At 31.1% G+C, this 17466-nt stretch carries 12 protein-coding genes and 1 tRNA gene; 9 read left to right on the top strand and 4 right to left on the bottom strand.

Translation table 11 applies throughout. From position 1 onward, the window contains the following. The first annotated feature begins 4 nt into the window (after positions 1-4). A tRNA-Asn gene (locus NZ841_01595) sits at positions 5-79 on the top strand. A gap of 245 nt (positions 80-324) precedes the next feature. Next, positions 325-1668 carry a GH1 family beta-glucosidase gene (locus NZ841_01590; GenBank protein MCS7201459.1) on the top strand — a complete coding sequence of 448 codons (1344 nt, stop codon included), beginning with the start codon at positions 325-327 and terminating at the stop codon, positions 1666-1668. Here NZ841_01590 and NZ841_01585 read toward each other — a convergent pair. Next, positions 1657-3948, bottom strand: a complete 2292-nt coding sequence (locus tag NZ841_01585) for a transporter substrate-binding domain-containing protein (protein MCS7201458.1) — start codon at positions 3946-3948, stop codon at positions 1657-1659. The two genes, NZ841_01590 and NZ841_01585, sit on opposite strands and share 12 nt — an antisense overlap. Positions 3949-4001: 53 nt before the next feature. After that, on the bottom strand, positions 4002-4151 hold the full coding sequence (locus tag NZ841_01580; protein MCS7201457.1) for a hypothetical protein: 150 nt from the start codon (positions 4149-4151) through the stop codon (positions 4002-4004). Between the two features lie 181 nt (positions 4152-4332). Here NZ841_01580 and NZ841_01575 point away from each other — a divergent pair, with 181 nt between their 5' ends. Together NZ841_01575 and nagA are read left to right on the top strand one after the other, a co-directional pair. After that, positions 4333-5979, top strand: a complete 1647-nt coding sequence (locus NZ841_01575) for a hypothetical protein (protein MCS7201456.1) — start codon at positions 4333-4335, stop codon at positions 5977-5979. Positions 5980-5996: 17 nt separating this feature from the next. Further along, positions 5997-7154 (top strand): N-acetylglucosamine-6-phosphate deacetylase, encoded by a 1158-nt coding sequence (nagA, locus tag NZ841_01570; protein MCS7201455.1) that lies wholly within the window; start codon positions 5997-5999, stop codon positions 7152-7154. Here nagA and NZ841_01565 read toward each other — a convergent pair whose 3' ends face one another. Next, a complete protein-coding gene (locus tag NZ841_01565) occupies positions 7155-7934 on the bottom strand; it encodes a DUF4097 family beta strand repeat-containing protein (GenBank protein ID MCS7201454.1) in 780 nt (259 codons plus the stop codon). A 185-nt stretch (positions 7935-8119) separates the two neighbouring features. Between NZ841_01565 and glgP the strand changes: the two genes are divergently transcribed. Beyond that, positions 8120-9820, top strand: a complete 1701-nt coding sequence (gene glgP, locus NZ841_01560; protein ID MCS7201453.1) for an alpha-glucan family phosphorylase — start codon at positions 8120-8122, stop codon at positions 9818-9820. Between the two features lie 64 nt (positions 9821-9884). Here the strand turns inward: glgP and NZ841_01555 are convergent, their stop codons facing one another. Then, entirely contained in the window at positions 9885-11072 is a 1188-nt protein-coding gene (locus tag NZ841_01555; protein ID MCS7201452.1) for an ROK family protein, read from the bottom strand. Positions 11073-11308: 236 nt separating this feature from the next. Here NZ841_01555 and NZ841_01550 point away from each other — a divergent pair, with 236 nt between their 5' ends. From NZ841_01550 to NZ841_01535, 4 genes are read left to right on the top strand one after another with little or no spacing between them, the layout of a single operon-like run. After that, on the top strand, positions 11309-13732 hold the full coding sequence (locus tag NZ841_01550; protein MCS7201451.1) for a N,N'-diacetylchitobiose phosphorylase: 2424 nt from the start codon (positions 11309-11311) through the stop codon (positions 13730-13732). A 27-nt stretch (positions 13733-13759) separates the two neighbouring features. After that, positions 13760-16195, top strand: a complete 2436-nt coding sequence (locus tag NZ841_01545; protein MCS7201450.1) for a glycosyl transferase — start codon at positions 13760-13762, stop codon at positions 16193-16195. A gap of 32 nt (positions 16196-16227) precedes the next feature. Next, entirely contained in the window at positions 16228-16515 is a 288-nt protein-coding gene (locus tag NZ841_01540) for an RNA-binding protein (protein MCS7201449.1), read from the top strand. Between the two features lie 11 nt (positions 16516-16526). Next, on the top strand, positions 16527-17465 hold the full coding sequence (locus NZ841_01535; GenBank protein MCS7201448.1) for an aldo/keto reductase family protein: 939 nt from the start codon (positions 16527-16529) through the stop codon (positions 17463-17465). The last annotated feature ends 1 nt before the right edge of the window (position 17466 follow it).

Here is a 17466-nt window from a genome sequence, read left to right as displayed (position 1 = left end):
TCGCTCCTCGGTAGCTCAACGGTAGAGCGGCCGGCTGTTAACCGGCGGGTTGCAGGTTCGAATCCTGCCCGAGGAGCCAGTTTTTTTAAGTAAAACTTCTTATCGGGGAAGTAGGAGATTTAGATAGAATAAAACTTAAAAAACTTTATACCTACTTCCCTAAATTTTTATTTGATAAAGATTTATAGAACAGGAGAGAAATAAAAGGAGACACAACATTAGTTTTTCTAGAATTAGTGATATATCCCCTAAATTAATATCTTCTGTCTTGCCTGATTTTACCCTTAAGAGAGAGAAAGTTTTAAAAAACTGGAGGTGATATTTTTGGCAAAATATATCTTTCCGAAGGGATTTTTATGGGGAACAGCGACAGCATCTTATCAAATTGAAGGAGGAGTCTATGAAGATGGAAAGGGAGAGACAGTATGGGATAGATTCACTCACACCCCTGGAACTATTTATCAAAATCAAAATGGAGATATAGCATGTGATCACTATCATAGATGGAAAGAAGATGTAGAAATTATGGAATTTATTGGTCTAAATGCTTATCGTTTTTCCATATCTTGGGCAAGAATTTTTCCTGAAGGAAAGGGATCTTTAAATCTAAAAGGTCTTAATTTTTATAGAGAACTTATAGAAACCTTATTATCAAAAAATATTAAACCTGCTATAACCCTTTATCATTGGGATCTTCCCCAAGCCTTAGAGAATAAAGGAGGGTGGTTGAATAGAGATACCTCAAAATACTTTTCTGAATATGCAAACTTTATGTTTAAAACCTTCAAAGAATACGATATTATTTGGATTACTCTAAATGAACCTTGGGTTCATGCCTTTTTAGGTTATGGCTTTGGAGTTCATGCTCCAGGAAAAAGAGACATGAAAGGAGCTTTTATTGCAAGCCATAATCTTCTTTTAGCTCATGGCTTAGCTGTTCAATCTTTTTTTGAGAATAGGATTAGAGGACAAATTGGCATATCTTTAAATCTTTCTCCCATACATCCCGGAGAAAATATCCCTGAAGATTGGGAAGCAGTTCAGATTCAAGATGGATTTGTAAATAGATGGTTTTTAGATCCTCTCTTTTATGGGAAATATCCTGAAGATATATGGAAAATATTAGAAAAGAATAAATGGGCTTTTGATTTCCCTCTTGACGATTTTAAAACCATAAATCTTCCCTTTGACTTTATTGGGGTAAATTATTACACAAGATCAATTGTTAAGAAAGATCCAGAGAATCCTTTTTTAGGAATTAAATTTGTATCCACAGAAAAAGAAAAAACAGAAATGGGATGGGAAATATATCCTAAGGGACTTTATGAACTCCTAATAAGACTTAAAAAAGATTATCCCAAAGCTATTTATATAACAGAAAATGGAGCCGCATTTAATGATGTATTATTAGAGGATAGTAAAGTAAAAGACGAAAAAAGAATTAATTACCTAAAGGAACATATAAAAGAAGCCTACAATGCATTAAAGGATGGAGTAGATTTAAGGGGATATTTTGTCTGGAGCTTAATGGATAATTTTGAATGGGCTCATGGCTATAGTAAAAGATTTGGAATAGTTTATACTGATTATGAAACCCAAAAGAGAATCTTAAAGGATTCTGCCTATTTTTATAAAAAAGTAATTGAACAAAATGGATTAGAGGATTAAACTCTTTTTCATTTTCTCTAATATTGTCTCTATAAATATATCAGATAAATAGGGGTCAAACTGCTTACCCCTATTTATCTTTATTTCTTCTATTGCCTCTTCTAAAGTAAGTTTTTTTCTGTAAGGTCTGAAAGAGGTCATTGCTTGAAAACTATCAGATAGTGCAATAATTCTTGAGAAAAGAGGAATTTCTTCCTCTATTAAACCATCGGGATATCCTTTTCCATCCCATCTTTCATGATGATATCTTATAATGGAACTAATTCCTTTAAAAACTGAAAAATTCTTAACAATATCCTCTCCCCATATGGTATGAAGTTTTATCACATTATATTCTTCTTCAGTTAACCTTCCTGGTTTTCTTAATATGAAATCAGGTACTTTTATCTTTCCTACATCATGAAGATAACTTGCATATTCTAATTTTTTTAAATCTTCCTCATCCAATCCTATTTTCCTCCCTAACTCCATAGAAAAATCTCTCACACCTCGAGAATGACCTCCTGTATATGGATCCCTTGCATCTATAGCTTCTACTAATATAAATAATGCTTCTCGATCTAATATTTTTATCTTATTTCTTAATTCTTCTTTATATAAAGCTAATGCTAAGAGAGGGGCTATCTTTTCAATTATTAAGAGGTTTTCTTCGGTAAATTTTCTATATTCTTTAAAACTATTTATATTTAAAACTCCTATTAATTCTCCTTCATGGATTAAGGGATAAGAAATGGAAGATTTAATATTTATTCTAGGTTCAATAATTTTAAATCTCTTATCTTTGTAAACATCTTCTAAAATTAAAGGTACTTTATTCTCAGCAACCCACCCTGCAATTCCCTCTCCCAGTTTTAATACCGTTTTTTCCACAACTTCCTCAGGAAGACCCACACTCGCCTTTATCTTAAGAACCTTTTCCTCTTCGAAATAAATCATGATTGATCCTGCATCCCCTTGTAAACATTTTATAATTCTATTAAGAAAATCTTCTAAGTTTAAAGATTTATCCCTATATATAGAAGAAAAAGAATCTAAAAGTTTAGAAAATTCTTCAGATTGCTTTAATTTTCTTTCTGACTCAAGATTTAAAAGAAGAGTTTCAAACTCCTTAGATAAGATTTGAAAAACTTCTTTATATTTTTCCGTCTCTCCCTCAATTACAACACAGGAAAAAACCTTTTTGGTGTCCTTGAAAAAATACTTTTCCCCTGGAATTTCTGTTAAGCTCTCCAAATTAAGGGAATAACTTTTCTCTTCGGGATAAGATTTTAATAATAAATAATCTCCGTTAGTTTTTTTAAAATATTTTATTTTACACTTAGGAAATATCTCTTTTATTTTTTCAAAATATATTTCTTCTATTTCTTCTATTTCCTTAGAAAAGGTATCCTTTAGAAAATTATAAAGACTTCTAATGTAAAGGATTTGTCTATATATTTCTTTTTTTAAATATCTTCTACTAATAAAAACTCCTAAAAGAAGTAGCAGAATGAAAAGAGAAATATAAATTAGAATTTGGCTAAAAATTTCTTTTCTTCTTACTTCTTCCTTTAAGATAACTTCTTCTCCAAACCATTTTAAAATAAGATTATTGTAAACAGGACTTTTAATAATCTTAGAAATTCCCCTTTGAATTTCATCTAAATAAGGACTATCTTTGGGAAGAGCTATACCTGCATAATTTGTAAAAAGTTTATCGGAAAGAATTTTTAATTTATCATGCCAATCATTTTTATTTATTATCCATCTTGCCACATAGTAATTAACAACTCCTGCAGATACTTCTTTGTTTAAAACTGATCTTAATACTTCTTCAGAAGAAGTTTTAGGAAATACCTCTCCCACTTTTAAAAGAAAACTATGAGCAACATCCAAATTTAAACAAGAGATTTTTTTACCCCTTAAATCCATAAAGTTTTGTATAGGAGAGTCTTTTAAAACAACTATGACGCTAAAATTTTCAAAATAGGGAACAAAATCAAATTCCTTTTTTCTTTCCTCAGTAATTCTCATCAATGCTACTCCATCTACCTCTTTTTTCCTTAGTTTAGAAATTGCTTGTTCCCATGGTATAAGTTCAATAACTACATTTTTTTTAAGCTCTTTACTAAGTTCATTAATAATATCTACAGAAAAACCCCTCGCATTTCCATCCTCATCTAAGTATTCAAAGGGTGGAAATTTATAATCTCCTGCTATATGGATATAATCTTTATTTGTCTCTCCAAAAAGAAAGGATATTATTAGTATGTTTAAAAAAATAATTATAATTTTTCTCATTTATTTTCAAAAAATATGGGGAAGAATAACCTTCCCCATTTAAGAATAATTTTTTAATCTTTTACAGAAACCTCCCTTTCTATTTTAACCACTGGCAGAAGACTTGTAGTTTGATTCCCATCAGCCTCATTGGGATCTGCTATTGCAATACTAAAAAGAAATAAGATAATTATTAAAACTATAGATAAAATTCTTTTTTTCATTTTTAACCTCCTAAACAAATAATTTTCTGGATTTTACTTTATCAAGAATCATTTGACTTTCAAAATTTTTCCTTTTAAAATCTCTTATCAAATCTTATTTAAAAATTTCTTTTTTCTCTTTATTTTTCAATTCTTATAAATTTCTTTTTATACAATTTTTTCTGATATAATTAAAATTATTATGAACAGAAAAGTTCCCAATATTGCATATATACTTTTTAAATATGGAGTGTTTTCAAAACCTTTTCTTAATTTTATCCTTGAGAAAAAGATCCATAGAGCATGGAAACATTATTTTAAGGCTCAAAAATTAGAGTGGGAAAGAAATTACAAAAATGCTCTTAAAGAAATAGAAGAAGGTTTAAAATACTGTAAGAAAAATCTAACTCTCTTTTATTTATTATATTCAGAAAAGATTTTATATTTAAAGAATCTAAATAATCCTGAGGGAGATCGATTATTTCAGGATTTGAGAAAAAATTATGCTAAAATTCCAAGTCTTGCAAGAAAAATAACCGCCCCTACCCTTTTTGACTACTTTGTTCATAAATATGAAGATTTAAATCTTCAAAAGATAAGATTTTGGAGTAAACAATATAAGCTTGATAGATCATCTTATCTTTTCTTATTATTAGCAAAGGCAAGAATGGAAGTTAAAAGAAATCTAAGGTATGGAATTTCTTTATATTTTGAATGCTTTAAGATTTCAAAAAACATTCCCCATCCCACAGGAATCATATTAAGCTTAAATAACTCTGCATGGTATCTCAAAGAGAAGCATCCCAAATTCTCTTTAAAATTATCAAATAAAGCATTATATTTTGCAGGTTGGTATAGGGAAGATATTAGTAATATATTTTTTTTATTGGATACCTCTCTTGAAGTCCAAAAAATTAATAATGATCTATCTATCTTTGAGACAATAAATATAATAAATTATTTTGAAAAAAGTCTACCAAAAGGTTCAGGTTGGGGGACAAGGGAATACTACAAAAACACTATAGATTTTGCAAAAAAGTATAATATTAATATCAAAAGTAAAGCCTATGAAAATACAAAGGAATTAAGAGAATATTTGTTAAATCTTAAAAAAGCAGAAAAACTTAGTGAATTATCTAAAATTTTGGGTATAACTTCTTGTAATTTATCTTTACTTCTAAGAGGAAAAACAAAGAAAATAAAAGATAAAACTATAAGAAAATTTATGGAAAAATTGAAGATTCCCATAAATATATTAGAAACTCCCATACCTTTTATAACAGAATACATAAAAATAAAAATAGAAGAGGAGTTCAAAAATAACTTAGAACAATTCTTAAAAATTCCACAAGAAGAAAGGATATTGCTTTTTATATCCACATATATGGGAATTTTAAGGGGAAAAAATTTTTATATATCTAGAAAAAATAGATTAAAGCTATTTTATAAAACTCTCTTAGAAGATCCCCAAAATTTCATAAATTTATTTAAGAAGGATTATGAACTAATAAAATTTTTTAATAATATGGTAAATCTCCAATATCCATTATATTCAGCAAGAAGAGAACTTGTCTTGAATTTTTTAAAAGGTCTTTCAAAAATTAGAAGAGATGAGTTTATAGAATTCTACGTAAATTTGGAAGAAAAAGATAGAAATTTAATAGATATTTTTGTAAGAAATTATATAAGATTCAATAGAAAATGGAAAATTAACCTTCCTTCTATTATTGATCTTGAAGGCTTTATTAGAAAATTTAACTTAAGAAAAAACCCTACAATTCTTTCCCTCTATTATTTTGATAGTAAATTTCAAAGAGAAAGAGTAAAATTATTATTGAGAAAAATTTAATATTTTGAGGAAAAATAATGGAGAAAACTTTAATTATTGGAAAAATCATTACTCCTAATAGAATAATTGAGGAAGGAGCTATTGGAATAGAAGGAAGTAAAATTATCTATGTGGGAGAGGACAGAAACTTAAAGGATTTTGAGGAAATTTATAATTTTAAAGATTTTTTCATTTCTCCAGGATTTATCGACATTCATATTCATGGTGCCTTTGGAAGAGATGTTATTGAAGGGGAAGAATCTGCCCTTGACACCATAGCAAAATTCATTGCAAGTAAGGGAACAACAGGATTTCTTCCCACAGTTCTCACTGCTCCCTTAGAAGATATGGAGAAAGCTATAAATGCTATTGAAAATTATATTAAAAAACAAGAAAGAAAAATTGAAGGAGCAAAGATTTTAGGAATTAATTTAGAGGGACCCTTTTTAAATAAAAAATATAAGGGAGCTCAAAGAGAAGATTGTATTATGTCACCTGATATAAATATCTTAAAAAGATTATTGAGAGAAAAGGTAAAATTAGTTACTATTGCTCCCGAGGTGGAAGGAAGTTTTGAGATTATAAATTATCTTAGAGAAAGAGGAATTATCATATCTGCAGGACATACCAATGCTAAAACCTCAGACATGGAAAAAGCTATATCTTTGGGCTTATCTCATATTACCCACATATTCAACGGAATGCGTCCTCTTCATCATAGAGAGGTAGGAGTTGTAGGAATAGCATTGGTAATGAATAGTTTAAGCTTAGAAGTTATTGCAGATGGAATTCATCTTTCTCCATATATACTAAAACTTTTAATAAAGACAAAACCAAAAGAAAAATTAATCTTAGTAACTGATTCTATGATGGCAACAGGTCTTTCCGATGGAGAATATCAACTGGCAGGACAGAAGGTAACTGTTAATAATGGGAAGGCAACTTTATATGATGGCACCATTGCAGGAAGTACTTTAACTTTAAATATTGCGGTAAAAAACATGATGGAAATGGGGGGAATTAAATTAGAAGATGCTGTATTTATGGCATCTTATTCTCCCGCTTTGCTTTTAGGAATAGAAAATATAAAAGGAAGTCTTGATGTGGGAAAGGATGCAGATATTGTTATCTTTGATAACAATTTTCAGGTTAGAATGACTATTGTTGAGGGAGAAATTGTTTTTAAAGATGTTTAATTACTTTACTTTGACATCTCCCATTTTACAATAAATCTCAATCTCTCCCTTTTCTCCTGTTCCAAAGATATATTTTTTATCTTTGTATCTATAGCCCTCTTTCAAAATAGAAAAATCACCAAGAGAAACCTTAGAGGTTAAAACTCCATCAAAATTATCTGGAAGGACTACAGATAAATCTCCCATACTACAGTTTAATAATGCCCTTTTAGGATTTTCCATAAATTTTATATCCATATCTCCCATATTTACAATGCAATTTACCTCAAAAGATTTTAAAAATATATCTGCATCTCCTGCATTTAAGATGATATTAATTTTATCCGCATATATCTCACCATTAAAATCCCCAGCATTTATTATTAATTTTAACTCCTTAAGCTTTGGTAAACTCAAAAAAAAGTCTCCAGCAGATAAAACAAGCTTATTTTCACTAAAATTATATCTTCCCTTTCCCTTCAATATTACCTCATCTGTTTCTCCAATTTTAACGCTTAAGTCTCCTCCAGATATATTTATTTCTAAAGGTTCTTCTTTATTAAAGGGAAGAGTCTTTTTCTCGTCCAAAATTTCTTTCTCAGAAAAGAAGAGGACACTTCCTAAAATCTCAGGAATAACAGACAGAGCAGACGAAACTGTATCACCTATAATTTTTCCAAAGTTTAATATTCCCCTCTCCTTTCTACCTTTTTCTTCAATCGCAGAGATTAGCTTTTCTGCTTCCTCTGCAGTTATTTTTCCTTCCTCCAACATTTTTAAGATCCTTCTTACCTCTTCCATATTTTTCCTCCTATTAAGAACTTTGATTGGCTTTTGATAAAATTATAAATAAAACCTTAAATTTTTGCAATAGTTTTTTGAAATAATTTAAAATTAAATTTCATTTTTATTAAATTTACATTTAAATCGAATTGAGTTATTATTATTCTGTGATTTTTAGAATTATTTACTAGAGGAGGCAGGATATGGATATTTTTGAGATATTAAGAAAGGAACAAGTTATAGCATATTTCTCTATGGAAATTGCCTTGATACCAGATATTCCTACCTATAGTGGAGGATTAGGAGTCTTAGCAGGAGATATAGTAAGAACCTCTGCAGATCTCAATATTCCCTTTGTTGCAGTAACCCTTATAAGCAGAAAAGGTTATTTTAAACAAGTAATTAGTGAAGATGGTACTCAGAAAGAATTACCTCATGAATGGCAACCTGAAAATATTTTAACTCCTTTACCTATAGAGGTTTCTGTAGATATTGAAGGAAGAAGAGTATTTATTAAGCCATGGGTTTATTATTGGACTTCTTATACAGGGTCCACTGTCCCTGTTATTTTTTTAGATACAAATCTTCCCCAGAATACAGATGAAGACAGAATTATCACTGATTATCTTTATGGCGGTGACGCCAGTTATCGTTTAAAACAAGAAATTGTTCTTGGAATTGGAGGGGTAAGAGTATTAGAAGCTTTGAAACTTAATATAAGGAAATATCATATAAATGAGGGACATTCAGCATTACTTACCTTAGAAATATTAAAGAAAACCGATGGAAGACCTATAGAGGAAAGAATAGAAACAGTAAGGGAAAAATGCGTTTTTACAACTCACACTCCAGTAGAAGCGGGACATGATAAATTCTCTTATGATTTAGTAAAAAAGATTCTTGGAGATTTTATTTCCTATGATCTTTTAATAAAATTTGGGGGAGAAAGGGAATTAAATATGACCCTCTTAGCTTTAAATCTTTCGGGATATGTAAACGGTGTCGCTAAAAGGCATCAAGAAATTTCCTCTGCTATGTTTCCAGGAAGAAAAATATCTGCAGTTACAAACGGTGTTCATTCCTTCACCTGGACCTCAGGAAGTTTTAGAAAATTATATGATGAATATATACCTGGATGGGCAAATGAGCCAGAACTTTTAGCAAGAGTAGGTATCATTCCTAATGAGAAAATATGGGAAGCTCATCAACAAGCAAAAAGAGAATTAATAGATTTAATATATTCCCAAACAAATATTAAATTTCAAGAAAATATTCTTACTCTTGGATTTGCAAGAAGAGCCACTGCATATAAAAGGCCTCATCTCCTCTTTTCTGATATCAATCGTCTAAGAAGGGTAAAAAGAAAAGGACCTATTCAGATTGTTTACGCAGGAAAGGCTCATCCAAGGGACGAAGAAGGAAAAAGATTAATAAAAGAAATTTTTAACTATATTAGAGAATTAAAAGATGATATTAATATTGTTTATCTTCAAGACTATAATATGACAATGGCGAAAAAAATTATTGCTGGGGTTGACGTCTGGTTAAATACACCACAAAGACCCCTAGAAGCGTCAGGAACTAGTGGAATGAAAGCAGCACATAACGGAGTAATTAATTTCAGTGTCCTTGATGGATGGTGGATTGAGGGATGTTTAGAAGGAGTAACAGGATGGTCTATTGGTCCTTCCCCAAAAGATGAAAAGGGCATAGAAAATCATTTACAAGAGGAAATTGATGATTTATATAATAAACTTGAGTATATAATAATTCCTATGTATTATAATCAGATAGATCAATGGATTCGCATGATGAAAAATTCCATCGGAAGTATTGCGTCTTATTTTAATACCCATAGAATGATGAAAAGATATATAACTGATGCATATTTTAGGCGATTATGAAATATCTTTTAATATTCTGTCTTAACCTTGTATTTTTCCTACAAATTCTAGAGATAATTGAAGTTCAAATAGTAGAAAGAACAGGGCCCTCAAAAATATCCCAAAAGGCCCAAATACCAGCTCCTATTAACTCTGCAGGACAATCTAAGAAGGATGTAAGCTCGATTTTCACTTCTCCCGCAGAAGGAGTAATACTGTATTTTCTTACATTTTTCACAACTTCATCTCTTACTTCTTCCCAAAAGGAGACAAATTTCGATGTTACTAAGGGACCACCAATAATAATTACATCAGGATTAAGACCATTCACGATATTTATTATCCCTACAGAAATTTCGTAAGCAAAATCCTTTAAAAGATTTTCATCCTTATCACCGATTTTTTCTTTCCTAAGATCAATTCCCAAATTTTTACTCACCGAGCTAGATAATGATGCATACCTTTCCCAACATCCTTCATTTCCACATTTACAGGGAATTCCATCCTTGGATACTACCATATGGCCAAATTCTCCAGCTGTGTTTTTACTTCCTCTATGTAATTTTCCATCAATAATTAATCCTGTTCCAATTCCCTCACCTATAAAAACATAAACTATATTCAAATCATTATATCCTATTTTTGTCCCTAACATTCCTTCAGCAATTACCGCTAAATTTGCCTCATTATCCATCTTTACTGGCACATCAATTTCTAGAAACTCTTTAATTTTTTCACTTAATAGAGAAGCTAAAGGGACATCTTTCCATCTTAAATTTGGTGCAACAATTATATTTTGGAAACTATTGTCTACAATTCCAGGAACCCCAATTCCTATAGCATGAATTTTATCCTTTTTTTCAGGAAATAATCTGTTTATTCCTTCAATAACATTATTTATAAATTCATAAGGATCTTCGGGGGTAGAAAAGCTTAAATAATCTTCAATTTTCATAGCAAAATTTATTCTTGCTATAGTAGACATCGTAACTCCAATCTTAATAGCAACAGCCTTTTTGTAATCAGGATTTAAACTTAATACAATTGCCTTTCTTCCCAATCCTCTGGATAGGCTTCCTACTTCTCTTATCATGTTTTCAGAGATAAGATGGTTTACAAGACGGGTAACAGTACTTTTACTAAGATTGAATTTCTTAGCTAAATCAGTTCTTGAGATATTTTTATATCTTAAAAATCCATTTAATATAATTGTTCTATTAATTTCTCTTTGCTGAGCAACCTTTCCTGTCTCTCCTGTTCTTATAAATACCATAATTTCTTTCTCCTTTTTTAAATTTTATTTCATAAAGAAAGAAATTCAAATTAATTCTAAAATTTTACATCCTATCTTGTCAAGAACTAAAAAGAAAACGTTTAAAAAAATCAATTCTTCCCCTGGAAATTGTTTCCTGTTAAGCTTTCATAGCTTGACATGAGCAAGATAATATTATACTCTTACTAAAAAATTAAAAGTTTCCTTATGAAATTTAACTTAGAGGAGGTAATGGAATGAGATTTGGATATTTTGATAATGAAAGAAAAGAATACGTAATTACTCGACCTGATACTCCTCGAGAATGGGCAAATTATCTTGGCTCTTTGGAATATGGTGCTATTATAACAAATAATGGAGGAGGGTATAGCTTTGTAAAATCGGGAGCTAGTGGAAGAATCATTCGTTCTCGATTTAATGTGATTCTTGGAACAAGTTCTGGAAGATATATTTACTTGAGAGACATGGATAGTGGAGATTACTGGTCTGCAACATGGCTTCCTGTTAAAAAGGACTTATCAGAATATCAATCCCTATGTAGACATGGAACCTTTTATACTATTATTTCCTCAAAATATTCTGGAATAGAGACAGAAGTAACCTACTATGTTCCTCTTAACGAACTTTATGAGGTCTGGGCATTAAGAATAAAAAATAACTCCAATAGAAAAAGAAGAATTTCTATTTTTAATTTTGTTGAATTTACTAACGAGCCTAATGAAAATCAAGATCTTGTTAATCTTCAATATACTCTTTTTATTTCCCGAACCTATTATAGGGATAATCTCATAATACAAACTATAAACGAGAATTACACAGAAATTGGAAAAAAAATAGAATTAGAAGAAGGTATGGGAGGAAGAAGATTTAATAGGTTTTCAGGAGTAATAGGAGCAAAAGTTATCTCCTTTGATGGATGTCGAGATACCTTTATTGGAAACTATAGAACTTATGGGGATCCTATAGCAGTTGTTAAGGGTATGTGCAGTAACTCTTTAAATTATGGAGGAAATAGTTGCGGAGCAATGCAGGTATTTCTAGAACTTGATAATGGGGAAGAAAAAGAAATAGTTTATGTGGTGGGAGAAGGAAATGAGGCAAAAGCGAGAAAAATAATGGCAAAATACGAAGAAAAAGGAAGGGTAGAAAAAGAAGTAAGAGACCTTATAAATTATTGGCATTCTAAGATAGAAAAATTTAAAGTTAAAACACCATCGGAAACTTTTGATACTATGGTTAATATTTGGAATGCCTATCAATGTTTTATTACCTTTTTCTGGTCAAGAGCCGCATCCTTGATATATGTAGGTCTTAGAGATGGATATGGATATAGAGATACTGTTCAAGATATACAAGGAATTATGCATTTAGATCACGAATCTGCAGGGGAAAGACTCAGATTAATGCTATCAGGTCAAGTCTCTAACGGTGCAGGCTTACCCTTAGTTTTCTTTGACCATACTCCCAAATCCAATTTGTCCCTTGAAAATCCTGAATACGTTAAAAGAACAGGATATACAGAATATAGATGTGATGATCATCTCTGGTTGTTTATTACAGTAAGACAATATATTAAGGAAAGTGGAAATATTGGATTTCTAGATGAAGTGATACCTTATTCTGATAAAGGAGAGGACACAGTATATGAACATTTAAGAAGAGCTTTAATCTTTAGTTTAGAAAGATTAGGAAAACATGGACTTGTTTTAGGATTAGATGCGGACTGGAATGATTGCCTAAGGCTTGGAAAAGAAGGAGAAAGTGTCTTTGCTTCTTTTCAACTATACCTTGCATTAAAAATTTTTGCTGAATTTGCAGAAAAGAAACAAAGAATAGAGGACAAAGAATGGGCAGAAAGAGAAAGCAAAAAACTATATGAAAATTTACAAAAATATGCTTGGGAAGGAGACAGATTTGTTAGAGCCTTTAGAGGAGATGAAGTTATTGGATCAAAAAACTGTGAAGAAGCGAGTTTTTGGTTAAATGCCCAAACTTGGGCAGTATTAAGTGGAGTTGCAGATGAAAATCAAGGAAAAATAATAATGGACAATGTTGAAAAAATTCTAAATACTGATTATGGAGCTATGATTATGTATCCTCCTGTTAAAAACTATGGATTTCCTGTAGCAAGAATGATTCTTTTCCTTCCTGGCATGAAAGAAAACGCAGGAATATTTTCTCATACTCAAGGATGGTTAATAAGGGCAGAAACTATGCTAGGAAATGGAAATAGAGCTTTTAAATATTATCAGGAAAATAATCCTGTAAATATGAATGATAAGGCAGAAATAAGACAAGCAGAACCCTATGTACATTGTCAATTCACCGAAGGAAAAGACAGTCCTTTTCATGGAAGAGCTCATGTTCACTGGCTTACTGGAACAGCAGCTTCAATACAAACATCTGCTATAGAAGGAATTCTTGGTATTCAGCCCGATTATGATGGATTAAAAATTGATCCATGTGTACCCTCGGATTGGAAGGAATTTTATATAGAAAGAATTTTTAGAGGTAAAAAGTTAAAAATAAAAGTTGAAAATCCTAATGGAGTCCAGAAGGGAGTTAAGTACATAATAATAAATGAAAAGGAGATTCCTGGGAATTTTATCCCCATTAACGAGATGAAAGACGAAAATGAAGTCTTAGTAATAATGGGATAAAATTTAACAAAAGGAGGTTTAATATAAATGAAATTTGGATATTTTGATGATTTAAATAGAGAATATGTAATTACAAATCCCATGACTCCTTATCCATGGATAAACTATTTAGGATGTGAAGAATTTTTCTCAATAATATCAAACACTGCTGGAGGTTATGCCTTTTATAAGGATGCAAGATTAAGAAGAATAACAAGGTATAGATATAATAATGTACCCATTGATAATGGAGGTAGATATTTTTATATATGGGAAAAAGGAGATTTTTGGTCTCCTAGTTGGAAACCTGTTAAAAAAGATCTTTCCAAATATGAATGTCGCCATGGGCTTTCTTACACAAGAATTTTAGGCGAAAGAAATGAATTGTCCTGTGAAATATTATTTTTTGTTCCCCTTGGAGTAAATGCAGAAATTCAGAAATTAACTATTAAAAACTTATCCTCAAAGAGAAGAGAAATTAGACTTTTTTCTTTTATTGAATGGTGTCTTTGGAATGCATGGGACGACCAGACAAATTTTCAAAGAAATTTTTCTACAGGAGAAGTAGAAGTAGAGGGATCTTGTATCTATCATAAAACTGAGTATAGAGAAAGAAGAAATCACTTTGCTTTTTATTCTGTAAATGTTCCCATACAAGGATTTGATACTGATAGAGATAGTTTCATAGGATTATATAATGATTTTTCTGCACCAAAGGCTGTTGTTGATGGAAAACCAACAAACTCCATTGCGGAAGGTTGGGCACCTATTGCTTCTCATTATTTAGAAATTTCTTTAGAACCCTTTGAATCTAAGGATTTTATATTTATACTGGGATACGTGGAAAATCCAGAAGAAGAAAAATGGGAGAAGAAGGGTATAATTAATAAGAAAAGAGCCTATGAGATAATAAATAAGTTCAAAAAAGTCGAAGATGTAGAAAAAGCCTTTAACGATTTAAAAAATTACTGGAATAATTTATTATCAAAATATCATCTTGAACATCCATCGGAGATATTATCACGAGTTGTGAATATTTGGAATCAATATCAATGTATGGTTACCTTTAATTTAGCAAGAAGTGCCTCTTATTTTGAATCAGGAATAAGTAGAGGTATAGGATTTCGAGACTCTAATCAGGACATTTTAGGAGTAGTTCATCTTATTCCTGAAAGAGTAAGAGAGAGAATTTTAGATCTTGCCTCTACCATGTTCGAAGATGGTGGAGCTTATCATCAGTATCAACCTCTAACAAAGAGAGGAAATAATGATATAGGAGGAAATTTTAATGATGATCCCCTTTGGATAATTCTTGCTACATCTGCTTATATAAAAGAAACAGGAGATTGGTCTATTCTTAATGAGGTAATTCCCTATAATAACGATATAACAAAAAAGGGAACCCTTTATGAGCATATAAAGAAGGCTTATCACCACGTTACTAATAATCTAGGACCCCATGGACTACCTCTTATAGGAAGAGCGGATTGGAATGATTGTTTAAATCTTAACTGCTTCTCTAAAAATCCAGATGAATCCTTTCAGACAACAACAAACCAAGAGGGGAAAATTGCTGAATCTATTTTTATAGCAGGGCTCTTTGTCTTTGTTTCTCCTGATTATATAGAAATATGCAAAAAAATGGGAGAATATCAAGAAGCAGAATGGGCAAAAGAAGCCTGTAATAGAATGGTCTCTGCAATATTAGAACATGGTTGGGATGGGGAATGGTTTCTTAGAGCCTATGATGCTTTTGGACGAAAGGTAGGAAGTAAAGAATGTGAAGAGGGAAAGATATTTATAGAACCTCAAGGAATATGTACCATGGCTGGAATAGGCATAAATGATGGAAAAGCAAAACTTGCTTTAGACTCATGCAAGAAATATCTTGATACTAAATATGGAATGGTACTTCAACAGCCTGCTTATAGTAAATATTATTTAGAACTAGGAGAAATTTCCTCTTATCCTCCTGGATACAAAGAAAATGCTGGAATTTTCTGTCATAATAACCCATGGGTTATTGCAGGAGAAACAGTTATTGGAAGAGGGGATCGCGCCTATGAAGCCTATTGTAAAATTACTCCCGCCTTTTTTGAAGAAGAAAGTGATATACATAAAGTAGAACCCTATGTTTATTGTCAGATGGTTGCAGGAAAGGACGCAAAAAGACATGGGGAAGGAAAAAATTCTTGGCTCACGGGAACTGCATCTTGGGCCTTTGTAGTTATGTCTCAATGGATTTTAGGAATTAAACCTGAATTTAATGGTTTAAAAATTGATCCCTGCATTCCAAAGGATTGGGAAAGATTTGCTGTTACTCGTTACTTTAGAGGAGCTAATTATAGAATTGAGATTAAAAATCCAAAACACGTTTCCAAGGGAATTAAAAAGATAATTGTCGATGGAAAAGAGATCTCAGGAAATATTCTTCCTATATTTGGAGATGGAAAAACTCATTTTGTGGAGGTAGAAATGGGTTAAAATATATAAAAATGTTTAGGAGGTAAAAAAGTATGTTAAATTGGCTAAAAAAACTTTTTTCTCCACCCCCCTTCTCTCCTCAGACTTTTGATATTAAAGTTAAATGCAAAAGATGCGGAGAAATTATTTCTGTAAGAATAAGACCAAGAGAAGAATCTAATCCAGAATTTGGTCCCAACGATGAAATTATAAAATATGAATTATGGAAAGATATCTTAGGAGAAAAATGTTCTAATCTTATAAGATTACACGTAGAATTTGAACCTGATTGGAAAATTATTTCCCAAGAGGTAGAAGGCGGAGAAATAATAAAAGAATAGAGGAGGTTAAAATGGAGTACAGAAAATTAGGAAAAGCGGGAATTAAGGTTAGCGAAATCTCTTTAGGAGCATGGTTAACTTATGGGGAATCTGTAGATTTTGAAGTTACTAAAAAATGTATATATATTGCAATTGAAAATGGGATAAATTTTTTCGATCTTGCAGATGTTTATGCCAAAGGGGAAGCTGAAAGGGTTGTAGGAAAAATTTTAAAAGATTTTAGAAGACAGGATTTAGTTATATCAAGTAAAGTATATTGGCCTATGAGCGATAATGTAAATGACAGAGGGTTAAGTAGAAAACATATTATGGAATCCATAGAGGGTTCCTTGAAAAGATTAGGTACTGATTACTTAGATATCTATTTTTGTCATAGGTTTGACCCAGAAACTCCATTGGAAGAGGTAGTAAGAGCAATGGACGATTTAGTACATCAAGGAAAGATTCTTTATTGGGGAACTAGCCTATGGACTGCAGCCCAGATTGAAAGAGCTGTAGGAATATGCGAAAAACTAAATTGCTATAAGCCTCAAGTAGAACAGCCAAGATATAATATGTTGGATAGACATATTGAACAAGAGATTATACCTACTTGTAGTATGTATGGAATAGGGATAACTGTATTCAGTCCTTTAGCTCAAGGAGTATTAACAGGAAAATATAATGAGGGAATACCCAGCAAAACAAGAGCAGAGTGGAGTGAATGGATTCGAAGAGATCTAACAGAAGAAAATATAAATAAAGTAAGAAAACTTACAGAACTTGCAAAGGATATAGGAATAACAATGTCCCAACTTGCCCTTGCCTGGATATTAAGAAAACCAGAAATAAGTAGTGTTATTACAGGAGCTAGTAAACCCGAACAAATTTTAGAAAACGTAAAAGCATCAGGAATTAAATTGAGCGAAGAGGTTTTAAAGAAAATTGATAATATTCTCTTAGAAACTTAAA

The organism is Dictyoglomus sp. (genome assembly GCA_025060475.1).
Classification (GTDB): Bacteria; Dictyoglomota; Dictyoglomia; order Dictyoglomales; family Dictyoglomaceae; genus NZ13-RE01.
Note: the sequence above shows the minus strand (reverse complement) of the source record. Positions and strands in the feature narration are given on the sequence as shown.